The 25,254-nt window shown below is 35.6% G+C and carries 18 protein-coding genes and 1 pseudogene; 6 read left to right on the forward strand and 13 right to left on the reverse strand.

Annotation, left to right across the window (positions count from 1 at the left end):
• Window positions 1–473: 473 nt before the first annotated feature.
• From DFR56_RS21225 to DFR56_RS21250, 6 genes are all read right to left on the reverse strand, one after another.
• Complete coding sequence (locus DFR56_RS21225) at window positions 474–1,325, reverse strand: HAD family hydrolase (protein WP_110397468.1); 852 nt, start codon at window positions 1,323–1,325, stop codon at window positions 474–476.
• On the reverse strand, window positions 1,318–2,268 hold the full coding sequence (locus tag DFR56_RS21230; protein WP_158525757.1) for a transketolase family protein: 951 nt from the start codon (window positions 2,266–2,268) through the stop codon (window positions 1,318–1,320). Before DFR56_RS21230 ends, DFR56_RS21225 begins: the two co-directional genes overlap by 8 nt.
• Window positions 2,261–3,097, reverse strand: a complete 837-nt coding sequence (locus tag DFR56_RS21235; RefSeq protein ID WP_110397470.1) for a transketolase — start codon at window positions 3,095–3,097, stop codon at window positions 2,261–2,263. Before DFR56_RS21235 ends, DFR56_RS21230 begins: the two co-directional genes overlap by 8 nt.
• Before the next feature lie 23 nt (window positions 3,098–3,120).
• A complete protein-coding gene (locus DFR56_RS21240; RefSeq protein ID WP_110397471.1) occupies window positions 3,121–4,386 on the reverse strand; it encodes a PTS ascorbate transporter subunit IIC in 1,266 nt (421 codons plus the stop codon).
• A 387-nt stretch (window positions 4,387–4,773) separates the two neighbouring features.
• Window positions 4,774–5,043 (reverse strand): PTS sugar transporter subunit IIB, encoded by a 270-nt coding sequence (locus tag DFR56_RS21245; RefSeq protein WP_110397472.1) that lies wholly within the window; start codon window positions 5,041–5,043, stop codon window positions 4,774–4,776.
• A gap of 21 nt (window positions 5,044–5,064) precedes the next feature.
• A complete protein-coding gene (locus tag DFR56_RS21250; protein WP_110397473.1) occupies window positions 5,065–5,508 on the reverse strand; it encodes a PTS sugar transporter subunit IIA in 444 nt (147 codons plus the stop codon).
• 244 nt (window positions 5,509–5,752) lie between these two features.
• On the opposite strand from DFR56_RS21250, the gene DFR56_RS21255 reads away from it, so the two are divergent.
• Both DFR56_RS21255 and DFR56_RS21260 read left to right on the forward strand, forming a co-directional pair.
• Window positions 5,753–6,049 carry a hypothetical protein gene (locus DFR56_RS21255; RefSeq protein WP_110397474.1) on the forward strand — a complete coding sequence of 99 codons (297 nt, stop codon included), beginning with the start codon at window positions 5,753–5,755 and terminating at the stop codon, window positions 6,047–6,049.
• Between the two features lie 765 nt (window positions 6,050–6,814).
• Entirely contained in the window at window positions 6,815–7,072 is a 258-nt protein-coding gene (locus DFR56_RS21260) for a hypothetical protein (protein ID WP_110397475.1), read from the forward strand.
• 300 nt (window positions 7,073–7,372) lie between these two features.
• Here the strand turns inward: DFR56_RS21260 and DFR56_RS21265 are convergent.
• The 5 genes and pseudogenes from DFR56_RS21265 to DFR56_RS21285 form a co-directional block, all read right to left on the reverse strand.
• A pseudogene (locus tag DFR56_RS21265) lies at window positions 7,373–7,784 on the reverse strand (peroxiredoxin); the annotation flags it as partial.
• Window positions 7,785–7,930: 146 nt separating this feature from the next.
• Window positions 7,931–8,356, reverse strand: a complete 426-nt coding sequence (locus tag DFR56_RS21270) for a DUF1801 domain-containing protein (RefSeq protein WP_110397476.1) — start codon at window positions 8,354–8,356, stop codon at window positions 7,931–7,933.
• 125 nt (window positions 8,357–8,481) lie between these two features.
• A complete protein-coding gene (locus DFR56_RS21275; RefSeq protein ID WP_110397477.1) occupies window positions 8,482–8,667 on the reverse strand; it encodes a hypothetical protein in 186 nt (61 codons plus the stop codon).
• Window positions 8,668–9,508: 841 nt separating this feature from the next.
• The gene (locus tag DFR56_RS21280) at window positions 9,509–12,472 is read right to left on the reverse strand and encodes a DUF2252 family protein (protein WP_110397478.1); all 2,964 of its coding nucleotides are present in this window, start codon (window positions 12,470–12,472) and stop codon (window positions 9,509–9,511) included.
• 325 nt (window positions 12,473–12,797) lie between these two features.
• Entirely contained in the window at window positions 12,798–14,492 is a 1,695-nt protein-coding gene (locus DFR56_RS21285) for a methyl-accepting chemotaxis protein (protein WP_110397479.1), read from the reverse strand.
• A gap of 310 nt (window positions 14,493–14,802) precedes the next feature.
• On the opposite strand from DFR56_RS21285, the gene DFR56_RS21290 reads away from it, so the two are divergent.
• The 3 genes from DFR56_RS21290 to DFR56_RS21300 are packed head-to-tail and all read left to right on the forward strand — an operon-like array spanning window position 14,803 to window position 20,487.
• The gene (locus DFR56_RS21290; protein WP_110397480.1) at window positions 14,803–15,849 is read left to right on the forward strand and encodes a HEAT repeat domain-containing protein; all 1,047 of its coding nucleotides are present in this window, start codon (window positions 14,803–14,805) and stop codon (window positions 15,847–15,849) included.
• Window positions 15,850–15,859: 10 nt separating this feature from the next.
• Complete coding sequence (locus DFR56_RS21295; RefSeq protein ID WP_110397505.1) at window positions 15,860–17,245, forward strand: glycosyltransferase family 2 protein; 1,386 nt, start codon at window positions 15,860–15,862, stop codon at window positions 17,243–17,245.
• Window positions 17,242–20,487, forward strand: a complete 3,246-nt coding sequence (locus DFR56_RS21300) for a hypothetical protein (RefSeq protein ID WP_110397481.1) — start codon at window positions 17,242–17,244, stop codon at window positions 20,485–20,487. The genes DFR56_RS21295 and DFR56_RS21300 overlap by 4 nt, the downstream gene beginning before the upstream one ends.
• A 443-nt stretch (window positions 20,488–20,930) precedes the next feature.
• On the opposite strand, the gene ric is transcribed toward DFR56_RS21300, so the two are convergent.
• Window positions 20,931–21,623, reverse strand: a complete 693-nt coding sequence (gene ric / locus DFR56_RS21305) for an iron-sulfur cluster repair di-iron protein (RefSeq protein ID WP_110397482.1) — start codon at window positions 21,621–21,623, stop codon at window positions 20,931–20,933.
• Window positions 21,624–21,967: 344 nt separating this feature from the next.
• On the opposite strand from ric, the gene DFR56_RS21310 reads away from it, so the two are divergent.
• The gene (locus DFR56_RS21310; protein ID WP_110397483.1) at window positions 21,968–23,632 is read left to right on the forward strand and encodes an ABC1 kinase family protein; all 1,665 of its coding nucleotides are present in this window, start codon (window positions 21,968–21,970) and stop codon (window positions 23,630–23,632) included.
• Window positions 23,633–24,229: 597 nt separating this feature from the next.
• Here the strand turns inward: DFR56_RS21310 and DFR56_RS21315 are convergent.
• Window positions 24,230–25,240, reverse strand: coding sequence for an SPFH domain-containing protein (locus tag DFR56_RS21315; RefSeq protein ID WP_110397506.1), 1,011 nt, complete (start codon window positions 25,238–25,240; stop codon window positions 24,230–24,232).
• Window positions 25,241–25,254: the final 14 nt, after the last annotated feature.

The following is a 25,254-nucleotide window of genomic DNA, read 5'->3' on the forward strand; positions in this document are numbered from 1 at the left end:
TGTAGCTCTGTTTTGGTAGTTTGATTTTTTAATATTATTACCAAATTAATCTACGTTGTTACGAAGATGGGGCTAGTTTCGTTCATGATAACTCCTGGGACTGCGCTAAATGCTCGTCCCATCGTAAATATTTGCTGGAAAAGCAACAGCCGAAAATCCATTTCAAACGTTTTGAATAAAACGTTTGAAATTAGTTGAGGCGTTGCCCGCGGAAAGCGAAGTGGATTCGGATGGAACACATGTACACAAACCTTGGGGACTTTTTCAGTGGCCTCCCTTTCTTCCCGCGACGCACAGGACGTGCTAGTGTCGGGCGTGGTCACAGGACGTGACCGCTTTTAGCCGACCAGGAGTCTACGTATATTTCCACCGCTAAAGTAATGCATTGTTCGTCTTTAGATTTGGTCGTTTTAGTTATGTTCCGGCCTCTTTTTACTTCAAATCCTCCTTATTACGAAATAAGTCTCGTGTAGCTATGAATCTTTCCAATGCTCTTTCAAAAATTGAAATAATCCATCTTCCTCATAAGAATATGTTGTAATTTCATCTGCTTTTGATTTAACAAAATTAGCTGCATTTTTCATTGCTATCGCATGATTGGCTAACTCAAACATAGGTAAATCATTTTCGCCGTCGCCAATCGCAAGTAATGTTTGGTTAGAAAATTGATAATGATTAAGCAGTTTTTTGATCCCTGTTGCCTTTGACACATTCGCTACCATCATTTCGATATTATGCAGGGAGGAGGATGAGGTGGAAAATGGGTGCTTTCTTTTCATCTGGTGAAGTATTGTTTCCCAATCAATGATATTTCTCTTATCCATACTAAAAAAATACACCTTTACAATGTTTTGATCAACTAGTGTATTTGTCCATTTAATATGTGTCCTTAAAGCGTCGATTCTAGAAATATATTCATTTTCTAACAAACTAATTGGTTTAGACTTTTGAAGTTCCATTTCCATATATGTTTTATCAGCAAATAATGCGTAACGCGAACCTCGTAATGGATGAATTTCATAGTACAATTTTTCTTTCCTTGCTAGTTCAACGATATCTTTGACGAGTTCCTCATCAAGTACATGGTATTCTAATTGTGTTTCATCAATATATGTCTCCATCCCATTTGCACAAACAACTCCATCCACCTTAAACGATTCCGGCAAAACATCTTCTACCTCTTTCCTTGTTCTACCTGTTGCTAAAAAGATGTAGATCCCTTTTTGACGTAATGTAACGATAAGTTGGTGAAGGTTATCAGTAATGTTACCAACTGGATCGAGTAATGTACCGTCCATATCTAAAGCAATTGCCTGTTTATTCATGCTGTACCTCCTCGTAAATGAAGCGGATGTTCTCTAACAATTGCGAAGTAGATAAACAATGATAGGATAATAAATCAGCATCTTTTCCACATTGGCTGTATGTATCTTCTATGCCAATTTTTTTCACAAAAAGAGGGTGATGTTCACTGGTCAGTTGGGCGATACTTGCACCAAACCCACTTCGTATGAAATGCTCTTCTACGGTAATAAAATGAGAATGAGTTTTTGCCAATGAAAGAATCAATTCTTTATCTAACGGTTTTATCGTTGGAATATGGGCAAAAGTGAGCTGAATTCCATAATCCTTCAGTTGTTCGATTGCTTTATATACCCGTGAAGACATACTCCCGGTTGCCAGTACCGCTATCTTTTCGCCCTTTTCAATCAATTGGCCTTTTCCAATTTCGAACTCTTTATCAGTTCCAGGCAAAAAATCAAGCGTCTCATCGCGTGATAACCGTAAATAAACTGGTCCATCAAAGGATGCAATCGCCTCCATTGCCCGTACTACTTCACGAGCATCACCTGGTGCAATGACCGTCATATTTGGTAAAGTTTGCATTAAAGCAATATCTTCAAGGGAATGATGGGATTTCCCAGTATTACTCGTCAACAGTCCCGCATAAGCGCCGACTAACTTGACATTTAAATTGGGTTGATCCACTTGCACAACAATTTGATCGTATGCCCGTCTTGTCATAAAGGCACCAAAACTACATGCCCACGGTTTCATTCCAGTTGCCGCAAGTCCTGCAGCAACACTCACCATATTTTGTTCTGCAATGCCCATCTGTAAAAAAGCAGAACGTTTCTTTTCTTCCACATAACTTAATCTAGTTGAATTTCCTAAATCTCCATCTAAGGCGACGATTTTTTCGTCATTAAAAGCCATATTTGCCAAATTTTCGCCAAAAGCATTGCGCATACTTTTTGTCTTATTCATTCGAAACACCCGCCAATTCCTGGATTGCTTGTTGATACTGTTCATCCGATGGTACATTGGAATGCCAGCCATATTGATTTTCCATAAAGCTAATACCCTTTCCTTTTATTGTATTAGCAATAATCATATGTGGGCGCTCATTTTTTTCGTTATTTGCATAGAAGAACGCCTGTTTTATCCTAGAGAAATCATGCCCGTTTATTTCTTGGACATCAAAGCCGAAAGCACGCCATTTGGCAGCGGGATCATTTTCCGGAGCCATTCTTGTTTTCATGTCCTCCCCGATCCAGCCATATTGCTGTAAATGATTATGATCTAATATAGCAATTAAGTTATCGAGTTTATATCGCTGCGCAATCCTTGCTGCTTCCCAAATTTGCCCTTCTTGTGATTCGCCATCTCCGATCATCGCAAAGACACGAAAATCTTTATGTTGAAGTTTTGCACTTAATGCCATACCTACTGCTGCGGAAAGACCTTGACCGAGCGAACCTGTCGACATATCGATGCCTGGTAATTTCGTCATATCAGGATGCGCTTGCAAACGAGAATGCAATTCATCAAATGTAAATAGTTCGTCATATTCAAAAAAGCCACGCAATGCCATTGCAACATATAAAGCAATAGCAGAGTGACCTTTGGAAAGAACGAAACGATCTCGTTCTTCCCAATCTGGACGTTTTGGGTCAATTTGTAATTCTTCCCTATATAAAAACGCTAGTACATCCGCCATTGAAAGTGGTCCACCGATATGCCCTTGTTTTTGACGGTAAACAACTTCAATTACTCCTTGCCGAATTTTCCTAGCAAATTCTTTTAGATCATCCATTTTTGTGTCACTCCTTTTGTTCGTTAGCTAAATAAATTAGCGATAAAGCCGACAATGATCCCGATAATGCCAAAGTCTGAATCTCCAAATGTCGTATTTTCAAATCCTAAATTACCGAGGACTGGAAGTAAAAATGCTGGAATAAAGCTAATCAGAACACCATTTACAAAGCCCCCAACAGCAGCTCCAGTTCGACCACCAGTTGCATTTCCAAACACGCCCGCTCCTGCACCTGTAAAGAAGTGAGGAACTAGCCCCGGAATGATTAATGCTAATGAAAAAATTCCTAGTAAAAACATACTAATTAACCCACCGATAAAACTACTAATAAATCCGATCAAAACCGCTGTCGGTGCATAAGGATAGACCATTGGAACATCTAGTGCTGGCTTTGCGCCTGGGACTAATTTTTCTGCGATACCACGGAAGGCTGGAATGATTTCTGTTAAAATCATCCGCACTCCAACCATAATAATACTAAATCCAGCAGCAAACGTGATCCCTTGCATAATTCCGAACATAATATAGTTTTGCTCTCCGGCATATGTACCGACAATATCTGGTCCAGCAATTAAGACTAAGATTAAAAACATAATGACCATCGTAAGGGCAGTTGAAATTAAGGAATCCCGCAAAAACGACCAATTTTCAGGGATTTTAATGTCTTCCGTACTTTTTTCTTTATCTCCAATTACTTTTCCAACGAATCCTGCTGACACATAGCCGATGGTGCCAAAATGACCAATCGCAATATCATTTCCACCAGTAATTTGTCGCATAAACGGTTGTCCAATTGCAGGCATTAATACCATAACAAATCCGAGAATAAGGGAACCTATTATAACGAGTGATACACCACTGAGACCAGCTGTTCCTAGCACAGCCGATAATAATGCTGCCATAAAAAACGTATGGTGTCCTGTTAAAAAGATATACTTCATTGGTGTAAAACGAGCGAATAAAATATTGGCTAAAAATCCAAATCCCATAATTAAAGCTGTTTCTTTTCCTAATGTTTGTTGGGCTAATGCAACGATTGCCTCATTATTTGGAATGACTCCATGTACTTCAAACCGATCAAAAATTATTCCACCTAATGAATCTAGTGAGCCGATTACAACGGTTGCCCCTGCTCCTAATATAAGAAAACCGATAATACTTTTTAATGTCCCTGAAAACACTTTTGAAAATGTTTCCCGTTGTAGCAATAATCCAACTAAAACAATTACGCCAACTAAAACTTCAGGTAAACTTAAGATTTCATTCATAAGAAATTCAAAAAATGCCATTTTAATCACTCCTTATTTTTTTAGAAATCACGATCTCTTTATAGTGCATGTTCAAAAAGGAGAATAAAAAGGACCGAGGGCAGCTAAGATCGCTGGCGTCCTACCAGCAAAGCCGACACTAGCACGTCCTGAGACTACGCATTTGTTCGTCCCATCGAAGACATTGGATCTGCGATTACTCGATGCAATACACATTGTGCATCGCAGTTCGAGGCGGCGTAGTTTCCAGCAACGCAGTGTATGCTTTTAATACGTGAGTAGCTAAAACCAATTAGAAAACTTGGCATTCGCCAGTCCTTCGTTGCGAATACTTATGCAGCAAGATAGGATTGATAACTGCCAAAGAAATGCGAAATGTCATTTTTACCAGACTTTTTGAACAACCTCTCATAAATCTAAGTTTTCTTTTAGCGCTTTTTCAACCTCATCCTCGCTTGCCATATTTAATATTGCTGCGACTGGAGCTTGCCCACCAGCTAATTGTTTGGCGAACTCTGCATTTGTTAAAATTAAATCAGCCTGCATTCCACCAGCCGTTCCAATGTCGCATGCTTCCACATCTGCTTTTACACCAAGCTTTTTTAACACACGATCTGCCGTCATTTTGAGCATTAAACTTGATCCAAACCCCATCCCACAAACTGCTAATATTTTCATTTTTACTTACCCCCAACATTTTTATATATAATATTTTCTTACTATTTCATTTAATTCATCTTTTGTTTCAACTTCTAACATTTGATTAACTAAAGATTCATCACTTAACCAACTAGAAATAGTTTTCAATAAATCAATATGGGAATGTGCATCTTTTGCGGCCAAACAAATAATAAGTAATGCTGGTTTATCCTCTGCTCCACCTATATAAACAGGCTGTTTTAAGACGAGGACACTAATTCCCTCTTCCAGTACTCCACTATCAGGACGGGCATGTGGCAAAGCGATATTTGGTGCAATTAAAATGTAAGGTCCTAATTTGTTCACATTTTCAATCATTGCGTCAATATATCTAGGTAATATTTTTCCTTCTTTTAATAATAAATTCCCACTAAAAGTAATTGCCTCCTCCCATGAATCTATTTTTTTCTCTACAGCGATGAACTTTTCATTAAAAACACTCATAATAACCTCCCCTTTTCATGCATGTAAACCCCTCCATTTCTTATTTATGGATTCCTATTAGTGATAGAAGCATATTGGACATTCTTATCATTTATTATATACCCAATTTGTTCACTTAATATGTCAACTTTTGTCGTTTTAGATAGATTTAAACATCTTCAACTACGTAAAATGACAACTTTCAATTATTTTTTATTAGTAGATGGGAATAATAAAAAAAAGATCGTGGAAAGGTTGATTTTTGATGGAATTTCCAGTTATTCATACGAATATTTGGGATGGGATTATTGCAGTTCCGTTAATAGTCTTGATCACCCAATTTTTCAAATTGTTTCCGATTCCAAGACAATATTTCCCTACAATTGCATCAATTTTTGGTTTTGGAATTTCTATTTTCTATAGTCATCCGCATAATATTTGGGCGGGAATTTTTATGGGGGGATTTTACAGTGCGGCTGCTGTTGGAATGTATGCTTCTTTAAAAACTTCATGGATAGCATTTAAAAACAGAAAAAGAAAAGTAATAAGACAAAAAAGTTAAGTATTGCTAGTATGAAAACATGAAAAATAAGTACTCTTCCCGCAACATTACTTCTTCTATTCTCCAATTAATAAACACTTTCATTTGCGGTACCTTTCGTTTTCTATTCGCGACGAATAAATCTTTATATAGCTTAGTAGGATAGACAAGATTCATATCATCCGCCTAAATAATAAATTATAGTAAAACACTTACCTTTGATTGCCGGGTAAACTAAAAGGAATGCCTGTTCATTTCATTGATGAAAACGATCATTATAGGGAAAGCGTGGCATTAACAGCGACTACTGGCAACCGTAAATCCAGCTTGGAAATAATAGCCATTTCCAAGCTACAAAGCAAAGGTTAATATAAATTTCGCTTGTTTTCTTTTATCATGGAGATGGGACATAACGAAAACGATCAAATCTAAAAACGAACATTGCATCATCTTAACGGAGAAAATATACGTAGACCAGGTCCGCTAGAAACGGTCACGTCCATGTGGCTGCGCCCGACACTAGTACGTCCGGACTGCGATAAGTCTCCTCTCAGCAAACATCTTTTGGGACTGTGCTTGCGCTCATCTCATCGAAAGGCGTTGCGACTGCGATTACTCGCCAAATAAAGTAAGTTGGAAACTTACCAGACACCCTAGGTTGCGCAACGGAAATTTTCTGAGTGGGTTGAATGTAGCTACCATTTCTGATTTTTCTTTAACAAAACCACTTTTGCCCCAATCTCCTACTTTTACATATACAAAGATAATTGTTTGGGAGTGAAAAAATTGAATCAAAATCAAAATGAATCTCAAGCTCTTCCCTCTGAAGCGATGGTTGCCAAAATTGCTTTTATTGGATCAGCCATTACTACTTTCGGGGATGCTTTGTCAGCCTTGGCTTCATTACTTGCTTACGAAATCGCAGCTAAATCAGATGATGGATCAGATTCACAAGATCAATTACAACAACTGCAATTGATGCAAAAGCAAATGGATGAATTAACTGCAGAAATTGAAAAAATAAAGGTCTCCATTAAATCATAACAACTCCTGTTATGTAGTGAAAGTGCTGTCCCAAAAATACTAATACTTATTTCATGCTTCACCAAGAACGGAAAGAGAAATAACGATATCTTAGGTTACGAACCTTGGATCTGTTAAAATCAAAATGTTGTCTAGAAAACATTTATCACCTCATGTATGCATGTTAATGGAAGGATACCTGCAAAGAAAATAAAAAGGAAAACATTGGGATGTTAAGGTTACTTATATTGATTAAAGGGTGAGTTTTTTCTAAAATAAAAGCCGATGCTCTAGTGATGAGCATCGACCTTTTTGTTCCTATTAATATAGTATTTTTTGACCTGGTTTCCGGTTAACTGTGCAAAGTCCGCCAGTTTGTAGTGCTTGTAGTACACCCGAGTTTCGTCTACATGACGGCCAATATTGTTATGGAAAACTGTTTGATATTGTAGCTCTCCTTCTGGACTGATGATGAATAGGCCGCGAAGTGCGATTCTTTCTTCTTCTATAAGTACTCCGTATTCTTTAGATACAGCATGATTCGTATCTGCCGCTAATGGATAATTTAGTTCACCTAACCCATTTTCTTCACGTACAGTATTGATCCACGTTTATGTGTATAAATTGTTTCTGTTGAAACTCCAATAATTTCAGCGTTTAACTCTTTGAACTCATCGTAACGGTCAGACATCGCTGTAATTTCAGTTGGGCATACGAATGTGAAGTCCAATGGACAAGATATTGATGGAAGTAAATCTTATATTTTTATCATAATCTAGACATATCACTACCACTAATACAGCAGTATTTCAGTGCAAAATGAACATGCTTATGAAGCGATCCCAATCTCATTCATTTAGAAATTTCTAATTTTGAACCTTATTTATTATCAGGATAAAGTTCTTGCAAATATTTTATAGACTCCACAATCACTTTTTGTAAAACACTAACATCGATATCAGCAATTTTATTTATGTAGACACAAGCTTTACCTGTTTTATGTTTGCCAAAATCTTTTAATAATGCTTCTCGGTTGAATTCACCTGAGGCAAAATATAAAGAAATACTTGCTTTTCTTGGAGAAAAACCGACAAGTGGCGCTTCCCCTTCATGACCTGTTTTATATTTATAATGGTACTTACCAAATCCAATAATACTAGGTCCCCACATTTTCGCTTCAAATCCCGTCGTTTCCGTAAAAATATCTAGTAATTGATAAGCATCTGCCCGCTTTTTTAGGTTCTCTACGCTTTCAATAAATTCAATAACACTCTTATCTGTTTCCTTCGTTTTTAATTCATACATCTTAAAAGCCCCTTCCATTTATATGTAGAAAAAAAGCCTTTCTTCCATTTATTAAAACAAAAAGGATGAGGAATGTCATCAATAAAGGACAAACGTCTACAATCGATGGACTGTAGACATCTATTTCAGGAAACCTCTTCGTCTTTCTTCCTAATTTCGATATGACTAAGTTTGTTTGAAATTTCTTTCAAGATCAAGTTTCTTTCTTTTTGTCTATGAAGAAATGTTATTGCAAACCAAATAGTAAGGCCAATGACAGCTACATAAACAATTAACATAAGAAAGATCGGGAAAAGTGCAAAAATCTCCATTGTCCCACCTCCATTTATACGTTCTGCGTCGTTTGAAAGAACTCTTCATTAAAACTATACCTGTATTTCCAAATAAAGTGAACCATTTAAACTAATTCTTTCATTCATAATAGAGAAATAGGATTGATGGATAATACTAAAGTTAGAACGATACAAAGAGATTATTAGCAAATGAGTTAAAATGACACAAAAAAAGGACTGGACCATAATAAAAACGATCAAACCTAAAGAAAAATAGCGTGTTACCTTAGCAAAGGAAATATACATAAACTCTTGGTCGGCTAGAAATGGTCACTCCATGTGACTACGCCGACCTAGCACGACCTGAGCATCGCGGGAGAAAAAGCACGGTGAGCCCTCTAAAGATGCGCTAGCAAGAGGTCGATGACACCCATCACGTCCTGAGACTGTGCTTACTCGTTCCATCGAAAAGCCTTGCACTTCGTTCGTCCCACCAAAAAGATTTGTGACGTCAGCGACACTAGTACGTCCCGTGGCTGCGTATTTACTCGCCCCATCGAAGACCTTTGGGACTGCGCTAAATGCTCATCCCATCGAAGAGCTTTGGGACTGCGCTAAATGCTCGTCCCATCGAAGAGCTTTGGGACTGCGCTAAATGCTCGTCCCATCGAAGAGCTTTGGGACTGCGCTAAATGCTCGTCCCATCGAAGAGCTCTGCGACTGCGCTTACTCGTCGCAATAAACATTATACATCAGAGGCTCACCTGTCAACTTAGGATGCGCGAAGTATATTTCCGGAGCCGGTTATATGTTGCTACCATTGTTAGGATTTATCTTTGGTAAAACAATTTTGTCCCAGCCTATTGTCATCTTATATTTTCTAGCTCTTTAATTTTTCTTTACGTAAAAACAATAATGCAATTACGCCAAGTAAGAAGATTAATGAGCCTGCAAATAAGTTATTAAAATAGTTTGTTGCTGTTTGAGGTAACTTACCTTCTGTTAAGCCAGAATCATTTGATTGCTGAATAGGGTTCTCTCCTTTTTCCCCAGTCGTTCTGACAGTCACTCCTGCTACTTCATCTGTTTTTAATTCTTCTTTCTTCGTTATTTGTTCTTCATTTTTAGTAGACTTCTCACCATTTACTGTTCCATTATTATTATTTGATTCGTCTACTGGTTGCTCAATTTTTTCATTATTTTCTTGTCCATTTTCACCATCTAAATCCTCTTCGTTCGTTTCCTTATCATTTGGACTATTTTCATCAGTCGGTTCGTCCACTTCTTCGTTATTATTTTCACCATCGGGAGATTCCTCATGATCTTTGTCTGTTGGATCATGTTCATCTGGATCTTCTTCATTATCTATTTGATCAAAGACGTTGTTTTCATATAAATTAGAATACAATGAATGATCATGTACTACTTGAGCATAATAGGCAAGTGCTAATTCCGCTAATTCCTTGTCAAAATCACTTAGATCATTGTTAAATGCAGCAGATAACTTACTTGCGAATGTATCATTTCCTAAAGAATTCGCTGCACGGGCATGGGCATACGCAGTTACTTCGGCACTTATTTTTATAAAATCCTCTAAGTCTGCTGCCCCTTCGAAATCAACTGGCTTAACTTCTTCTTTAAAAGGAGAACGCTCTTTCACTAAATATGATTGTTTCTTTGTCTCAAGCGTTCCCCAATGAATATCAGCATCATTATGTAGTGCAAACGCTCCAGTAATCGTTCGCGTTGCATTTGGACCATACTGACTGCCGTCAAACCCACCTAAAGCTTCTACAGCTGAACGGCCTTGGGCTTTCACATCTAAAATAATATCATCATCGTCAGAAGTAGTTTCTCCTTCAATTAATATATAGTAACGATCATAACCTAAGCTGCCCAATCCGGCATTTACACGTCTTGCAATATCTTTAACCGTAAAATAGCTTTTACCATATTGCTGGATAATAGTAGGATCTAATTTGTCGATATAAGAATCCCAATTACTTACAATTTCTTCTTTTTCTTCATCAGTAGCCTTCTCCAATCGATTATTCGTTAAATCAAATTCACGAGTTTCTCCGATCGTTGTCCATGTAAGTAATTCTTTATTTAAAGGTTCTTTACTGACATCTTTTGCAATGTTACCGACAAATCCATCCATATTATCTTTCTTAAAAGAATGATTGTCTACATCAATAGAACCATCAGCAACACGTTGAATTGCTTCCCTATAATAGGTTGCATAAGCTTCTGTCATATTTACAATTTCTGTTTCCTCTAATTGTAATTTTGGTGCAACATCATTTAATAAATAAATACTTGTTGCAAAATTTAATAGATCGTAATAAAAAGGAGCGATACCAACTTCATCAAAATCATTTAAATCAAAAACTGCTTCTTTATGTTTGTTGCCGTAAAATCCAACGTTTTCAATATGTAAGTCACCAGTGATCCAAGTATTTGGATTTTCTATCTTATACCAATTTGATGGAATTTCAATAACATTATTTTTTACGTCTACAAAAAATAATGCAGCTGTACCACGATAAAATGAAAATGGGCTGGATGCCATTTGAGTAAGTTTCGTATCTTTCATACTTGCATCGCTAATATGCTCATTGAATGCAATGATGTTTTTAATTAAATCGTTGTTTCTTTCTTCTCCTGAAGAAGGATTAAATTTAGTTACGTCAATCGTTGTTCTGCCTGGTAACACAAAGTCAACATCTTCTATTTCATCGTAATAATGAGCGATTGCCGAGAAATCTACTAGTCTTGAGTTTCCATCTAAATGAAGTCGGACAGTCAAATGTTGATGTTCACTTAATGGACCTAAATCTGCTATATCGTTATCACGTAAATTTACATCTTTTAAGGCGAGTAAATGTTGTAATGGTGTAATATCAACAATTTGGTTTCTTCGTAAAACAAGTTCTTCCAATTTAGTCAAGTTACTAATCGATGATAAGTCTACTACTTGGTTTGAATGTAGATTTAGTTCTTGTAGCTCAACCAAATTTGCTAAAGGGGATAGATCATTTATCCCATTATTTCGTGCTGAAAACTTTTTTAATGAAGTTAGCTGCTGAACGGCTTCAATATTAGTTACTTGATTATTGCGAATATCAATTGATTCAAGATTCGTTAAGTTTCTGATTGGCTCTAATGATTCGATATAGTTAGAACGGACATCTAACGATTTTAATTTATGCAAATCTGCTATTCCTGCTAATGAGGAGATATTATTTTCACGTAAATCAATTGATTGAAGCTGTTTTAATGTTTTTAGTGGGGTTAAATCAGCAATTTCATTGGAACGTAATTCTAATTTTTCTAGATTTACGAGATATTGAATTCCTTCAATACTTTTAATCCCTTTATCTCTAATTTTCTCTAATTTTTTTATCTCTGCTAACGTTTCATGCGTCATTTCTGTATGTCCAAGTTTTTCAAGTTCCTGTTGAATTGCTTGATGTAACGCTTTATCTTCAATAACTACTTCTGTCAATTGTTCCTCTTCTGCTTTAACTTCTTTCGTTTCCTCTTTCTCGATTCCATCTTTTTCTTCGGTTTGCTCACTCGTTGCTTCATTATTTTCTTCGTCTTCTACTATGCCATCTGTCATTTCCGGTTCTGAAATAACATCCTTATCCACTGCTTCTTCTTGTTCACTAATTGAATCTGGAGTCTCGACTGCTTCTTCTACTTTCTTTGGTATTTCTTTCTCCAGACTTTCTTCCTCGTTCTCTACTTCTAACAGTTCCTCCGCATATGTAATTGGTGTAGGAACATAAATGGAAAATAATAATGTGGAGCTAATAAAAATGTACAGCAAACGTTGCATAATATTTTCCTCCTATTATTGTAATTACCGCATTTCATTATAGAGGAATTTCGTTGCAATAAGTTTCTGTTTACAAAAACTAAATATGTTCATTACAGTAAATTAACATACCATAGTTTACTTAATATCTTATCAACTTCTATTCTACGATTTAAAATTTAGTATAAAATAAACAAAACCTAAATAAATTGAATGGGGGATTCAATTTATTTAGGTAGGAAAAATTAACTGGCATTGCTTCTAAAAGGTTTTCCTTGAGCGATCTTTGTTAAGGAGAGGATTAGGAAATTTTTATTGGCAATGCTAGATAATTAAAATTCAATGATTACTTAGCTTCCTCGACGTTAAACCTTTTGGTCATCGTCGATAAGGATCTTGAAATGGTTGATAGCTTTAAACCAATTTCATGTGTGTTTTGCACTTGATGAAATTGGTGATCACTACTTGCTAACATTTCTTCTACACTTGCTAATGTTTCTTGTGATACTGAAGCGAAATCAACTGCTGATAATTCAAGTTCTGGCAGTGTTTCATCCAGCATTTGCAAATCTCCTTGCGCTTTTTCAATATGAGTCCTTACTTCAGAAATTTCTTGCATTAATTGATCAAATGATTCTTTTGATTCATTTGCCAAAGTTAAATTTCCATTCATTTTTTCAAACATTTGTTTAAATTCTTCTGTAGCACTAATGGTCATATTTTCCATGTCAAAGATGGCCTTCGTTATTTCTTGGCTAGCATTGGCAGACTCTTCAGCCAAAGTGCCAACTTCATTTGCTACGACGGAAAAACCTTTTCCAGCTTCACCAGCACGGGCTGCTTCGATCGAAGCATTCAATGCTAATAACTTCGTTTGTTCGGCAACTCTATGTATGAGTTTGACACTATTTGTAATGGAATGAGAATAATAATTAACTTGCTGGATCGTTTGATTAAACTGTTGGAAATCTCGCTCAAATTGTCCGATCGTATCAATTAAGGTGGCGATATTATTTTCACCTTGATTGGCCGCAATACTCATGCTTTCTGATCGATTGGATACAGACTCCATATTCATTAACATCTTGACTATTTTGTTTTTCATCGCAATAAAACTACTCGTATTTTGTTCAGAATTACTTGCTGTCTGTTCTGCTCCATGTTTCACAATATTTATCGCTTCAACCAGCTGATTACTAGTTCCTATTGTATCTTTCGATTGATCTGCTAAAGTTTCACCCGTTTCATTTAAGCGAATCGTTGTTTCACTTAATTCTTGTAAAACAATCCGCATATGGCTAATCATTGCATTATAACTTTTATGCAGCGAGATAAATTCTGGCAATGTTGTATTCATCTCTTTCATAGGTAATAAATTTCCTTCTCTTACTTCCCGCATCGTATTACGCAATACTTGAAGCGGTTTCGTTAAGGAACGAACGAACAAGATGATGAGGATGATGGATACAATTAAACTAATAGAAATAATGAGTATCGTATTATACCCCATGTTTTTCACAGGTGCCATAAATGATTTTGTCGGGACGAGTAATGCATACATTCCATTGATTTCTTCCATCTCTTGAAAAGAAATCGTATGTGGTTCGCCATTAATATTGTCTCTAATGACTCCACTTTTTTGCGCTGATATTTTATCGATAATTGATTTTGGAATTTCAGGTAATGTTTTTTCACTTACTGGAAAAGAAGTTGCTTTTGAATCACTTATATAAAAGTATTCTGATTTGATCCCTTCATTTTCCAGTTGCTTTTGTTGTATCCGAATATTAGCATTTAATTGTTGCATGAAATATTCCTCATCACTAACATATGTAAAATGAAGATTTTCTGCTATATATCCTATTAATTTCGTTTCACTTACTAATCTATTTTCAATTGTTTTTATTGTTATATTTTTCGACTTTACGTAGGAAGTACCCCCTACTGTTGTAATGGAAATGACGATTAGAGATATAAATAATAGTAATAGCCTTGTTCTTAGTGTTGTTTTTAGTAGCACATTTTCATATAAGCGGTTCATTGATGTTATTACTCCTCTCACCTTTCAAAACATCATGCTTATGACCTATTTATTTTTAGTATAACGAATGTTTATGTAGTAAAAGTAAATATGACGTAAAAGAAATGTAAATTTATTGGCTAGTTCTTTTTGTTCATTTTTTGTTTATTTATCATTGTTAAGATAATAATCATGATCGTGCTTCCTTCCTTAAATTAAGCATAAAGACCTACTAAGCGTATAGGCTAGTAGATTTATTGAAAGCTTGAATTTTTTAATAGGATAGATAAACTAAAGAAAGAAAATATAATGAAGAAGGATTGAGTAATGATTGATTTCGTCGGATCTTTTATTCACCATTTTGGCACTATTATTTTTGCTCTTAATCATTTTCTTTATTTATCTCACTATTCATAAAATCGGAATGAGTAATAAACGAAAACTAATTGATTCATTTAAAGAGGAAACCCGCTTCTTAATCTATCAATTTTTATATGAAGGAGAAAAGGAAGCTTTATCTAAAACATACTCAAAAGAACAAATAACAGCTATTTTTGAATTATTAAATGATTTTGCTCTCGTCATGGACGATCAAGAAGCTTCTCAACGTTTGAAACAATTTGCAAACAAACATATGTATACATACATTACGGAAAATTTACGGCATAAACGGTGGAATATCCGTTTAAATGCTCTTTATATGATTGAAAATTTTCAGATGGATCATTTACAAACAGAATTAGAAGCTCATTTTACGTATAAAAAGTTAACACAGTTAGAAGAAACACAACTATTAAAGCTGTATGCGATGTTCCATTATGAGACGATAATCGACAAAGTACTGCATACAAAACATTCATTATCTAATTTTGAATTATTATCTATTTTTGCCCAGATGAATAAGACGACGTTTACGAAGCTTAGTGATCAGTTTCAAACATTGCCTTTTCCTTATCAATTAGCTATTTTAGATACGATTGCTAATAAAAATTGTCACGAGTTTGCCCCCCTCATTAGACAACTACTAGAGGATAATGAAATAGAGTTAAAGATTAGATCGTTAAAAGTATATGCAGAAACAGATATTTCCGTAGAGAATATAGATTTAATTCCTTTTTTATATCATGATGTTTGGCAATTGCGGTTAATGGCTACCAAAATAGTAGGAACAAAAAAACTAGACTACTATAAAGATGCCACTGTGGATCGTTTAACAGATCAAGAATATATTATTCGAAAAGAAGCAGCAAAAGCTTTAGTACAGTTTCCAGATGGCGAAGAATTATTAAGAGAAATAACGAAAAAAAGTGACGATCCATTTGCTGTCGACATGGCTAACGAATGGTTACAAAAGGAGCGGGTTAGAAATTTTTATTAATTGGTCTCTCATCTTAGAAGTAGGCAGTCTCATCATCGTTATTTTTATGTTTTTTATTATTACTATCTATGGAATAATGCTTATCGTATCCCTTTTTCAAATGAGGAGAAACCATTCTTTCGGAAATAATAAGCCTTATGAAAAGTTTTTAAAATCAAGCTTTATTAAACCTGTTTCTATTTTAGTACCTGCTTATAATGAATCGATTGGCATTTATGGAAGTGTCCGCTCTTTGTTAAATATTGAATATCCGGAATATGAAATTATTATCATTAATGATGGTTCAACAGATAACACATTGGAAAAAGTGCTTGAACGGTTTCAATGTTATAAAGTCCAACGAGTGATTCGAAGACAACTTGAGACGAAAGAGATAAAAGCAATTTACCAATCATCTATCTACGAAAATCTTATCGTCATCGATAAATGGAACGGTGGAAAAGCCGATGCCCTAAATGCTGGTATTAACGTTGCCCAATATCCTTATATCGGTTCATTAGATGCAGATTCAATTATTGAAAAACATGCTTTCTTAAAAGTTGTTAAGCCGATGATGGAATCAAACTACCATGTTATCGCTTCTGGCGGAAGTGTTCGCGTTGCTAACGGTAGCTTGATCGAAAATGGCGAAGTAATGGAAACAAAACTGTCAAAAAAGCCAATTGTCCTCATGCAAGTCATTGAATATTTACGAGCATTTTTGATCGGGAGAATTGGTTTAAGCCATTCTAATTTACTATTAATCGTCTCTGGTGCTTTTGGTGTATTTGATAAAAAGTGGGTTGTACGTGCTGGTGGTTACGCCGATACAATTGGTGAAGATATGGAGCTTATCGTCAGGCTTCACCGTATGATCAAAGAACAAAAATTACATAAAAAAATTATCTTCGTTCCTGATTCCGTTTGCTGGACAGAAGTACCTGAATCGATCAAGTATTTACGAAAGCAGCGTAAAAGATGGCAAAAAGGGTTATTTGAAAGTATTTGGAGACATCGTACTTTGCTTTTTAACCCGAAATACGGTTCGATTGGAATGATATCCATGCCTTATTATTTTTTGATTGAATTTTTAAGCCCGATTATAGAACTGGCTGGCTATATGCTCGTTATCATTTCTATTTTTACGGGAGATATTTATGTCGAAATTGCCCTTACTTTTCTGTTTCTTTCGATCATTTACGGTACTATTTATTCCATGGTTTCTGTCTTATTGGAAGAATGGAGTATGGATCGGTATCCAAATACGAATCAATTTATTCGCATCTTTTTTTGGTCCTTAACGGAAAGTTTTTGGTACAGACCTCTCACTGTCATTTGGCGCATGGAAGGTATGTTTGAATTAATATTTGGTAATCGTGAGTGGGGAGAAATGGATAGAAAAGGTGTTTCAAAATGAAGCGAAAAGGAATATTTTTCATTTGTCTTATGAGCTGTTTATTCATTTTTTCATCGCCTTTTTGGTTATGGAAATTACAACCATCTAAACATGTAAATGTATTAATTATCGATAAAACAGTCCCAGATACATCCTACCGAGAACATAAAGGGTTAATCTGGTTATTAAACCATTTAAAATTTACGAAAGCGGATGGTAAACCATATGATGTCAAAGAGGATTACAGTGGATTTGTGCCAAAAAATCCACCTGACTTTGATGTAAAAGAACTACCAGAAGACTTATCAGCCTATGAAATCATTTATCTCGCTGATAGCTATGGTGTGACGGAAGATGAATATCATGGTGATAAGGTTGAAGGTAAGCGATCTAACATATTGTATGGCGGAATGACAATGGATGAGGTTGAGGCGATTAAACATTCACTCATTAACAATAATCAAACATTTATCGCCGAATTTAATTCATTTGGCTCGCCTACGGATGAAGAAGTAAAGAAGCTATTATATGAGTTATTACATGTCAATTGGACAGGTTGGATTGGCAGAGCATTTCATCAATTACATAGTGAGGAAGTACCTTCTTGGGTAAAAGAAACGTATGAAAAACAATCTGGGGAAACATACAATTTTTCCGGGTATGGAGTTGTATTCGTTCATGAGGGGGGAGAAGTCGTTATTTTACATAAAGACGACTTAAATGAAGAAGGAGTTTCCATGAAATTATCGGATGCAGGGGCAAGCTTCTTTCAACTGGATGGTACGTATGATTATGACTATTGGTTTGATATTGTTGAACCTAATAAAACTTCAAATGTTGAGGCGAATTTTCAACTTGCTCTTTCTACATCAGGAACAGAAAAGTTAGCAGATAAAAACATACCGACAACTTTTCCAGCGATTATTTATCATCAGCATCCACAGTATGAAAGCTATTATTTTGCAGGTGATTTTGTCGACCAAAAAGAAGTACCTAGCCTCTATCAATCTAAAGGGATCGCTTGGTGGAAAAAAGTTACTTCTGTCCAGAAAAAAGGTCGAACAGATACATTTTTTTGGAAAGCATATGTACCGATTATGACAACTATTTTAGGTGAATCGAAAGAAAAACGAGATGACAAGGATCATGTGCGGGAACGAAAAATAGAAAACGATATGCAAATAGTCGGAAATGTTGGAAATAATTATGTACAAGTGTATCAAGACGGAGAATGGGAAGACCTCATGATTAAAGGTGTCAATATGGGCATTGCAAAACCTGGACATTTTCCAGGTGAAACAGCCATTACAAAAGAGGAATATGCTCGATGGTTTGAGATGATCAGTGAGATGAATGCGAATGCGATTCGTGTGTATACCATTCATCCACCTCCCTTTTATGAAGCATTATATGAACATAATTTAGATCGCGAGGAACCTTTATACCTTTTTCACGGTGTATGGGTGAATGAAGAGGAGCTTGTTCGAAAAAACAATGCATTTGATGAAGAAGTAACGAAGGACTTTAAAGAAGAAATAAAGCGAATCATTCATATTATCCATGGAAATGCAGAGCTTGAAAATCGTGCCGGACATGCCAGCGGAAGCTACCATTACAATATTTCTCCATATGTTTTAGGCTGGATTATTGGAGTAGAGTGGGATCCAGAAGTTGTTGTCAGTACAAATCAGAAAAACAGCACTAAAAGATCGTTTGATGGGAACTATTTTATCGTAAATGAAGCAAGTCCATTTGAAGTGTGGTTGGCTGAAATGATGGATTATACTGCGACATATGAAGCAGAAACATATCATACACAGCGCCCTTTAAGCTTTACTAATTGGGTGACGACCGATTTACTTGATCATCCAAGTGAACCAATTGAAAAAGAGGATATGGTCTCTGTAGATCCTAATGTGATAAAAACAAAAGAAGCATTCTATCCCGGAGTTTTTGCTTCTTACCATATTTATCCGTATTATCCCGACTTTTTAAACATAGAAGAAAAATACATTTCTTATCTCGATCATCGTGGCGAAAAAAATAATTATGCTGGTTATTTACATGATTTACGAGAACACCATAAGATGCCGGTTTTAGTTGCCGAATTCGGTATCCCAGCTTCCAGAGGGATGACGCATAAAAATATATATGGAATGAACCAAGGTTTTCATTCAGAACAAGACCAAGGAAAATATGTCAGCAAATTGTACGAGGACATCATTACCGAAAAAATGGCTGGTGGGCTTGTCTTTACATGGCAAGATGAATGGTTTAAACGAACATGGAATACGATGGATTATGATAACCCAGACGAACGCCCATATTGGGATAATATTCAAACAAATGAACAACATTTTGGTTTATTAAGTTTTGACCCACAAACGGAAGAAACATTGATTAAATTAGATGGAAAAATCGATGACTGGGAAGCACGTGAAGAAAAAACAATTTATATTGGAAATGATGATATGATCAAACAAATTTTTATGACGAGTGATGAAAGAGGCATTTATGTCCGAATGGAATTTGATCCAAATAAATGGAATGTCAAAGAGCAAGACACGTTCCTTTTGCTAGATACAACAAAAGAGCAAGGTCAATCGAGCGAACAGGATATTAAAAACTTGGAGACAGAAGGAATTGATTTTGTTGTTAAAATAGAGGACAAACAATCAGCAAATGTACGTATTGACAGTTACTATGATACTTTTTACTATCATTACGGGGAAATGTTACAGATGATTCCGCAAGCCCCCTATGCAAAAGAAAAAAATAATGGTATATTTCACCCAATTCGGTTCGCTTTGAATAAAGAAATGTCGATTGAAAAAGATGGTAAAACAATGACATACCCCTTTGAGTCATATGAAACAGGCAAATTAACCAATGGGAATGGAAACCCACAATCTGAACAGTTCAATTCATTAGCCGATTATTATCTTGATGAAGAAAAAGGTATTTTTGAACTTCGACTCCCTTGGCTTCTGCTTAACTTCAAAGATCCGAGTAAAAAAGAAATAATGGGTGATATTTGGTCAGAGGATGGAATCGAATCAAGTAGGCGAATCGATGGAATAGAGATTGCCTTTGTTATTACTGATCTTGACGGAAAAACTGTAGAAATAATTCCCAAAACAAAAAACAATGAGTTATCTAACTGGCTTCATTATACGTGGGAAAATTGGGAGGAACCAACATATCACGAACGGTTGAAAAAGTCGTATTTTATGTTGCAAGAAACGTACGGTGAAATAAAGTAAAACGATAAGGATATGACCCGGGGATATTGCGGGTCTTTTTTTATTTGGCTCTGTTCAAGTAAGTTGTTTGAGAATTCGATTCCCAAAAACAAGTATTCTACAATAAGTTTATAAATATCAAGGTTGGTGATGAACGTGAAAGCAACTAATATTCTTAACACTGGTTTCAAGTATTAGTAAGTATTCAACACCAGGGAAACGAAGTCACTATGAATGTCTTGATTATTAAAGGAAAGTTAATACAACACACAGAAATGTATAATTAGATTGTTTCTTCGTTTTTATTCTATTGTTCTAACTAGGGCTTTAGTTGAGTAAGGTAAAACAAAAATAGAACTTCATTTTTTATCAAAGTTCTATTTTTATTCCAAATATCAATCTTAAACTATCACAAAGCCTATTATTTAAAACAGGAGAGTTGAAATCCCCTACTCAGTACCTGATCATAATTGCGCAAATAATACATTATTCTCCAAATGAACATGTTGGAATGTATCCAATTCAAGTTCAGCTAATCGATCATACGTAATATGATAAGATCCACACGCATGGATTGGGGGTACAAATCCATTTGTAATAGAACGCATTTTTTTCAATAAATCACCAGCTACTTCATGTTCATCTTCTAAATCACCGTTCGCCTCTTTAATTCGCTGTAAAAGCTCTGGATTCGGATTTTCTGCATATTGTTTAATTAGTGGGAACACTTCTGCCTCTTCTTTTATTGTATGTTGTTCCATTTCCATCCGAAATTCATTATATAAACGGTGGAGATCTTGTAAATGTGGCTCATCCGCACCATGTACACGAAAAATTTTCGTTACAAATTCTCCAAGTGCAGGCAACTCATTTTTTAAGTAATCGTGATGGTGATGTACAATATGATCGATTAATTCTGGTAGTGGAACTGTATCCCAGTCCATTACCTCATTATCTTCTGTTCGCCAATTTTGGTAAGCAGTATTTAGTTCAGATAAAATTAATTCTCTCGGTAGATTTTTCTCCTTAAAGCTTTCCTTTAAGGGTTTACTGCCACCACAACAATAATCAATCATATATTTGATAAATATATCGCTCGCTTGTGGGAAGACTTTTACGATATATGCAGGTGTATTTTCCGCTGTAAATAATTTCATTAGAATAACCTCCTCTATTTTCTTTACTTAAATGATAATCACTTTCATTGTAAAAGTCTGTGATATATGTCACTTTACTTACATTTCATTCTTACATTCAATAATCAACATAATCAGGAAGATGTAAATGTTAAGCTTTCTTTCTTAAAAAACGATTGCGAAATGTGCTGTTTCTAAGGATTATGCGCTAAAGAATTCGATCACCATCATAGTCTTACAAGGGATCCATTTAATAAATAATTGGTTTTGTACTCCCTGTCTTCTATAATGATAAGCAATAGTAGCTTTTTATTCGTATAAGATAGGGAAAACAGATACTAGCCATTTGCTAGGAGGAGAATACAATGTTTCGACGAAGAATGAAGCACACCCAACGATTTCAAGAAATACTAAATGGATTTTTTAAAAATGGTTTTAGTCATTTTTTGTTTCGAATTGGCTTAATAGAACGGCGTCATAAAAAAGAAGAAAATGTAAATATGAATATGAAAGATATTGGGATGAGGTTAAGAAAAACGTTCCAGGAGCTAGGTCCTACCTTTATCAAATTAGGACAGATTGCTAGTTCAAGACGTGATTTAATTCCAGAAGAAATTGCAACGGAATTAGAGAAGCTTCAAGATGATGTTCAGTCATTTTCTTTTTCGGAAGTGCGCTCCATTATGGAAGCTGAACTCGGTGATTCACTGGAGAACTTATTGGAACAGGTGAATGAAACACCACTAGCAACTGCTTCGATTGGACAAGTACATATTGCACAAACATTTGCAGGTGAAGAAGTTGCCATTAAAATTCAGCGCCCTGATATTCAACCAACCATTGAAACCGATTTAGAAATTCTTCATGATCTTGCTAGACTTTTAGAAGATCGATTTACATGGGCGAGAACATACCGAATTCGGGAAATGATAGAGGAATTTTCCTACTCCCTTCGAGATGAATTAAATTACAGTGTTGAAGGACGTAATGCTGAACGGATTGCGAATCAATTTAGGGATGATGAAACAGTCCATATTCCTAAAATTTATTGGGATCTTTCTACAAAAAAAGTATTGACAATGGAAATGATTCATGGGATTAAAGTAACCCATATTGATACACTCGATGAAAAGGGATATGATCGAAATGTTATTGCCGAAAGAATTACAAACGCTATGTTTGTGCAAATTTTAGAGAATGGCTTTTTCCATGGAGACCCACATCCAGGTAATATTTATATTATGCCAAATAATGTGATCGCTTTTTTAGATTTTGGCATGGTCGGTCGCTTAAGTGATGAGTTAAAATATAATTTTGCCACCCTAATTATCCATTTACAACGTGGAAACATAAAAGGAATGATTAAAACATTCACATCGATGGGCTTGATCGACGGTACGACGGATAGGGATTCCCTTTATCGGGATTTGGAACATCTTCAAGCTACATATTATGATATTGCCCTTAAAGACATTAGTTTAGGTGGAGTCATTGCCGAAATTTTTTCCATTGCCTATGCACATGAAGTACAAATTCCAAACGATATTACAATTTTAGGAAAGGCAATTTTAACGATGGAAGAAATCATGAAAAAATTGAATCCAACGTTTAGTATTATGAAAGCAGTGGAACCTTTCGGGGAAAAATTAATGAAGGCACGTTTCCATCCGAAAAATATCGCCAAGGAATCGTTAGATCAAATCATGGAGAATGCAGAAATTTTATCTGAACTTCCAAAAGATATGAAAGATATTGCCTCAACTGTTAAGAAAGGAAAATTGCACTTTGATATAAATGTAACGGACATGCAATCTTTTTTGAAACGGCTTGACCGAATTAGCAACCGGCTTTCCTTCAGTATTATTTTACTTTCGTTCAGTATCTTAATGGTAGGCCTTATCATTGGTGCTTCTATCTCTGGACAAACGAATCTGCTTTTTCGGATACCTGTGATTGAAATCGGTTCTGTCATTGCAACATTAATGTTTTTGTTTATGATCTTTACGATTATTCGTTCTGGCAGGATGTAGATAGCCCGATTTGAAGATTTTACACCCTTGTGTAGCTGGTCGCTAAGATTGAACATTTGAAACTAAAACCTTATTACAATAGGGTTGATAGTATGCCAAATGCTCCATTTTGATCAAAATTTTTTTCGCAGAAACCTGGATTAGGACTTATTTGTAAGAATGTCGTTTTCTCTTTTATCGGGTAACAATTAGCAATCTATTCGTCCCCAAGGAATGACGTTTTCTGTTTTTTAGGGTAACAATTAGCAATCTATTCGTCCCCGAGGAATGCCCTTTTCTCTATCAGTAACAAGTATATTCTGATTTTTCATAGTCATTTATACATACTGTTGGGTTGGGTGTGGTGCAATTGCTTTTACATTTCTACACGAAATAGAAAAAACAGGAGGGCGAACGTGCCTTCTCCTGTTCTTACTTTTTAGCAAAAAATCCTCACCCAATTTCATCTTACAGTAGGTGAGGAAAAAGCTTTTATTTTATCGTTTGATTTTTATGAATATTTTTTAGCAGTAGGATGTTAATGAACAAGTTTATTAGTTTCACACAAAATAAGCATTTCCAGAACGTTATTCATTATGCTCCCTCTATCGAACTTACTTACACTAATTTATGCCCACAATTACTACAGAAGTTCCCACCACTCGTTTTCGTTCCACAATTTGGGCAAAAATTAGGGATATTCCCTTGTCCCCCAGAACTTGCTTGTTGATTTTGCGGTTCACTTTGTCCTTTTGACGTTTCACCGCCCGAATCACGCATACTTTCCATCATTTCTTTCGCTACATTCATTCCCATCATCATACCAGCCATTTCAGAGGCCGTTCCAGAACCACTGCCACCTTCACCACCCATTTTTCCCGATGCCATTGCATCGGTGAGTTCTACTTGCTGATATTTCTTCACATCACCAATCATGCCGTGGGAAGCGGACTTTTTAATCATATCTTGAATTTCTTTCGGGTAGTTGAAGCTCATAATATGGAAACGAGTAATCGTCATGCCATCATCGACTAATTGCATATCAAGATCTTGCTTAATCCCAGCTGCAATTTCATCTGCATTCATTTGCAAATTAAACATATCTTTCCCTTCTCGTCCAATCCACTTCATTAGTAGCTGGTCGAGAACAGCAGTAATTCTAATTTTGATATCTTCCACCAAATAACTATTTCGTACACCGACAATTTTATCAATCAAGGAGACATAATCATTTACTTTAAAGTTAAACGTTCCATTGGCACGAATCGGAAGCCCGCCAGGTAAACCTGGAGCTGGTAAATGAATCGCACTTTTTGTTCCCCATTTTACCGTAAACTCCTTCGTATTAACAAATAAAACTTCTACACGCATGCCCGAATTAAAACCGAATTTAAATCCTTTTAACGTCGATAAAAATGGAATAATATCAGAGTCCACATCATAATCGCCCTCTTTTTCAAAAATCCCTTCAATTCTACCTTGATTGTAAAAAATCGCATCTTGCCCAGGACGAATGATTAATTTACTACCCTTTTTAATTTCATTATTATGCCATTTCCAAAAAATCATATCTTCCCGAAATTCGTCCCATTCTACAACATTCGCTAATTGCCCTTTAAAAAAACTCATCATTTTCATGCTCC

The sequence above is a fragment of the Pseudogracilibacillus auburnensis genome (genome assembly GCF_003201975.1).
In the GTDB taxonomy this organism is placed as follows: domain Bacteria; phylum Bacillota; class Bacilli; order Bacillales; family Amphibacillaceae; genus Pseudogracilibacillus; species Pseudogracilibacillus auburnensis.

Bases quoted from the DNA above. Each gene is read 5' to 3' on its own strand.
- DFR56_RS21225 (WP_110397468.1), bottom strand. From the start codon at position 1,325: ATGAATAAACAGGCAATTGCTTTAGATATGGACGGTACATTACTCGAT.
- DFR56_RS21230 (WP_158525757.1), bottom strand. From the start codon at position 2,268: ATGAATAAGACAAAAAGTATGCGCAATGCTTTTGGCGAAAATTTGGCA.
- DFR56_RS21235 (WP_110397470.1), bottom strand. From the start codon at position 3,097: ATGGATGATCTAAAAGAATTTGCTAGGAAAATTCGGCAAGGAGTAATT.
- DFR56_RS21240 (WP_110397471.1), bottom strand. From the start codon at position 4,386: ATGGCATTTTTTGAATTTCTTATGAATGAAATCTTAAGTTTACCTGAA.
- DFR56_RS21245 (WP_110397472.1), bottom strand. From the start codon at position 5,043: ATGAAAATATTAGCAGTTTGTGGGATGGGGTTTGGATCAAGTTTAATG.
- DFR56_RS21250 (WP_110397473.1), bottom strand. From the start codon at position 5,508: ATGAGTGTTTTTAATGAAAAGTTCATCGCTGTAGAGAAAAAAATAGAT.
- DFR56_RS21255 (WP_110397474.1), top strand. From the start codon at position 5,753: ATGGAATTTCCAGTTATTCATACGAATATTTGGGATGGGATTATTGCA.
- DFR56_RS21270 (WP_110397476.1), bottom strand. From the start codon at position 8,356: ATGTATGAATTAAAAACGAAGGAAACAGATAAGAGTGTTATTGAATTT.
- DFR56_RS21275 (WP_110397477.1), bottom strand. From the start codon at position 8,667: ATGGAGATTTTTGCACTTTTCCCGATCTTTCTTATGTTAATTGTTTAT.
- DFR56_RS21280 (WP_110397478.1), bottom strand. From the start codon at position 12,472: ATGCAACGTTTGCTGTACATTTTTATTAGCTCCACATTATTATTTTCC.
- DFR56_RS21285 (WP_110397479.1), bottom strand. From the start codon at position 14,492: ATGAACCGCTTATATGAAAATGTGCTACTAAAAACAACACTAAGAACA.
- DFR56_RS21300 (WP_110397481.1), top strand. From the start codon at position 17,242: ATGAAGCGAAAAGGAATATTTTTCATTTGTCTTATGAGCTGTTTATTC.
- ric (WP_110397482.1), bottom strand. From the start codon at position 21,623: ATGAAATTATTTACAGCGGAAAATACACCTGCATATATCGTAAAAGTC.
- DFR56_RS21310 (WP_110397483.1), top strand. From the start codon at position 21,968: ATGTTTCGACGAAGAATGAAGCACACCCAACGATTTCAAGAAATACTA.
- DFR56_RS21315 (WP_110397506.1), bottom strand. From the start codon at position 25,240: ATGAGTTTTTTTAAAGGGCAATTAGCGAATGTTGTAGAATGGGACGAA.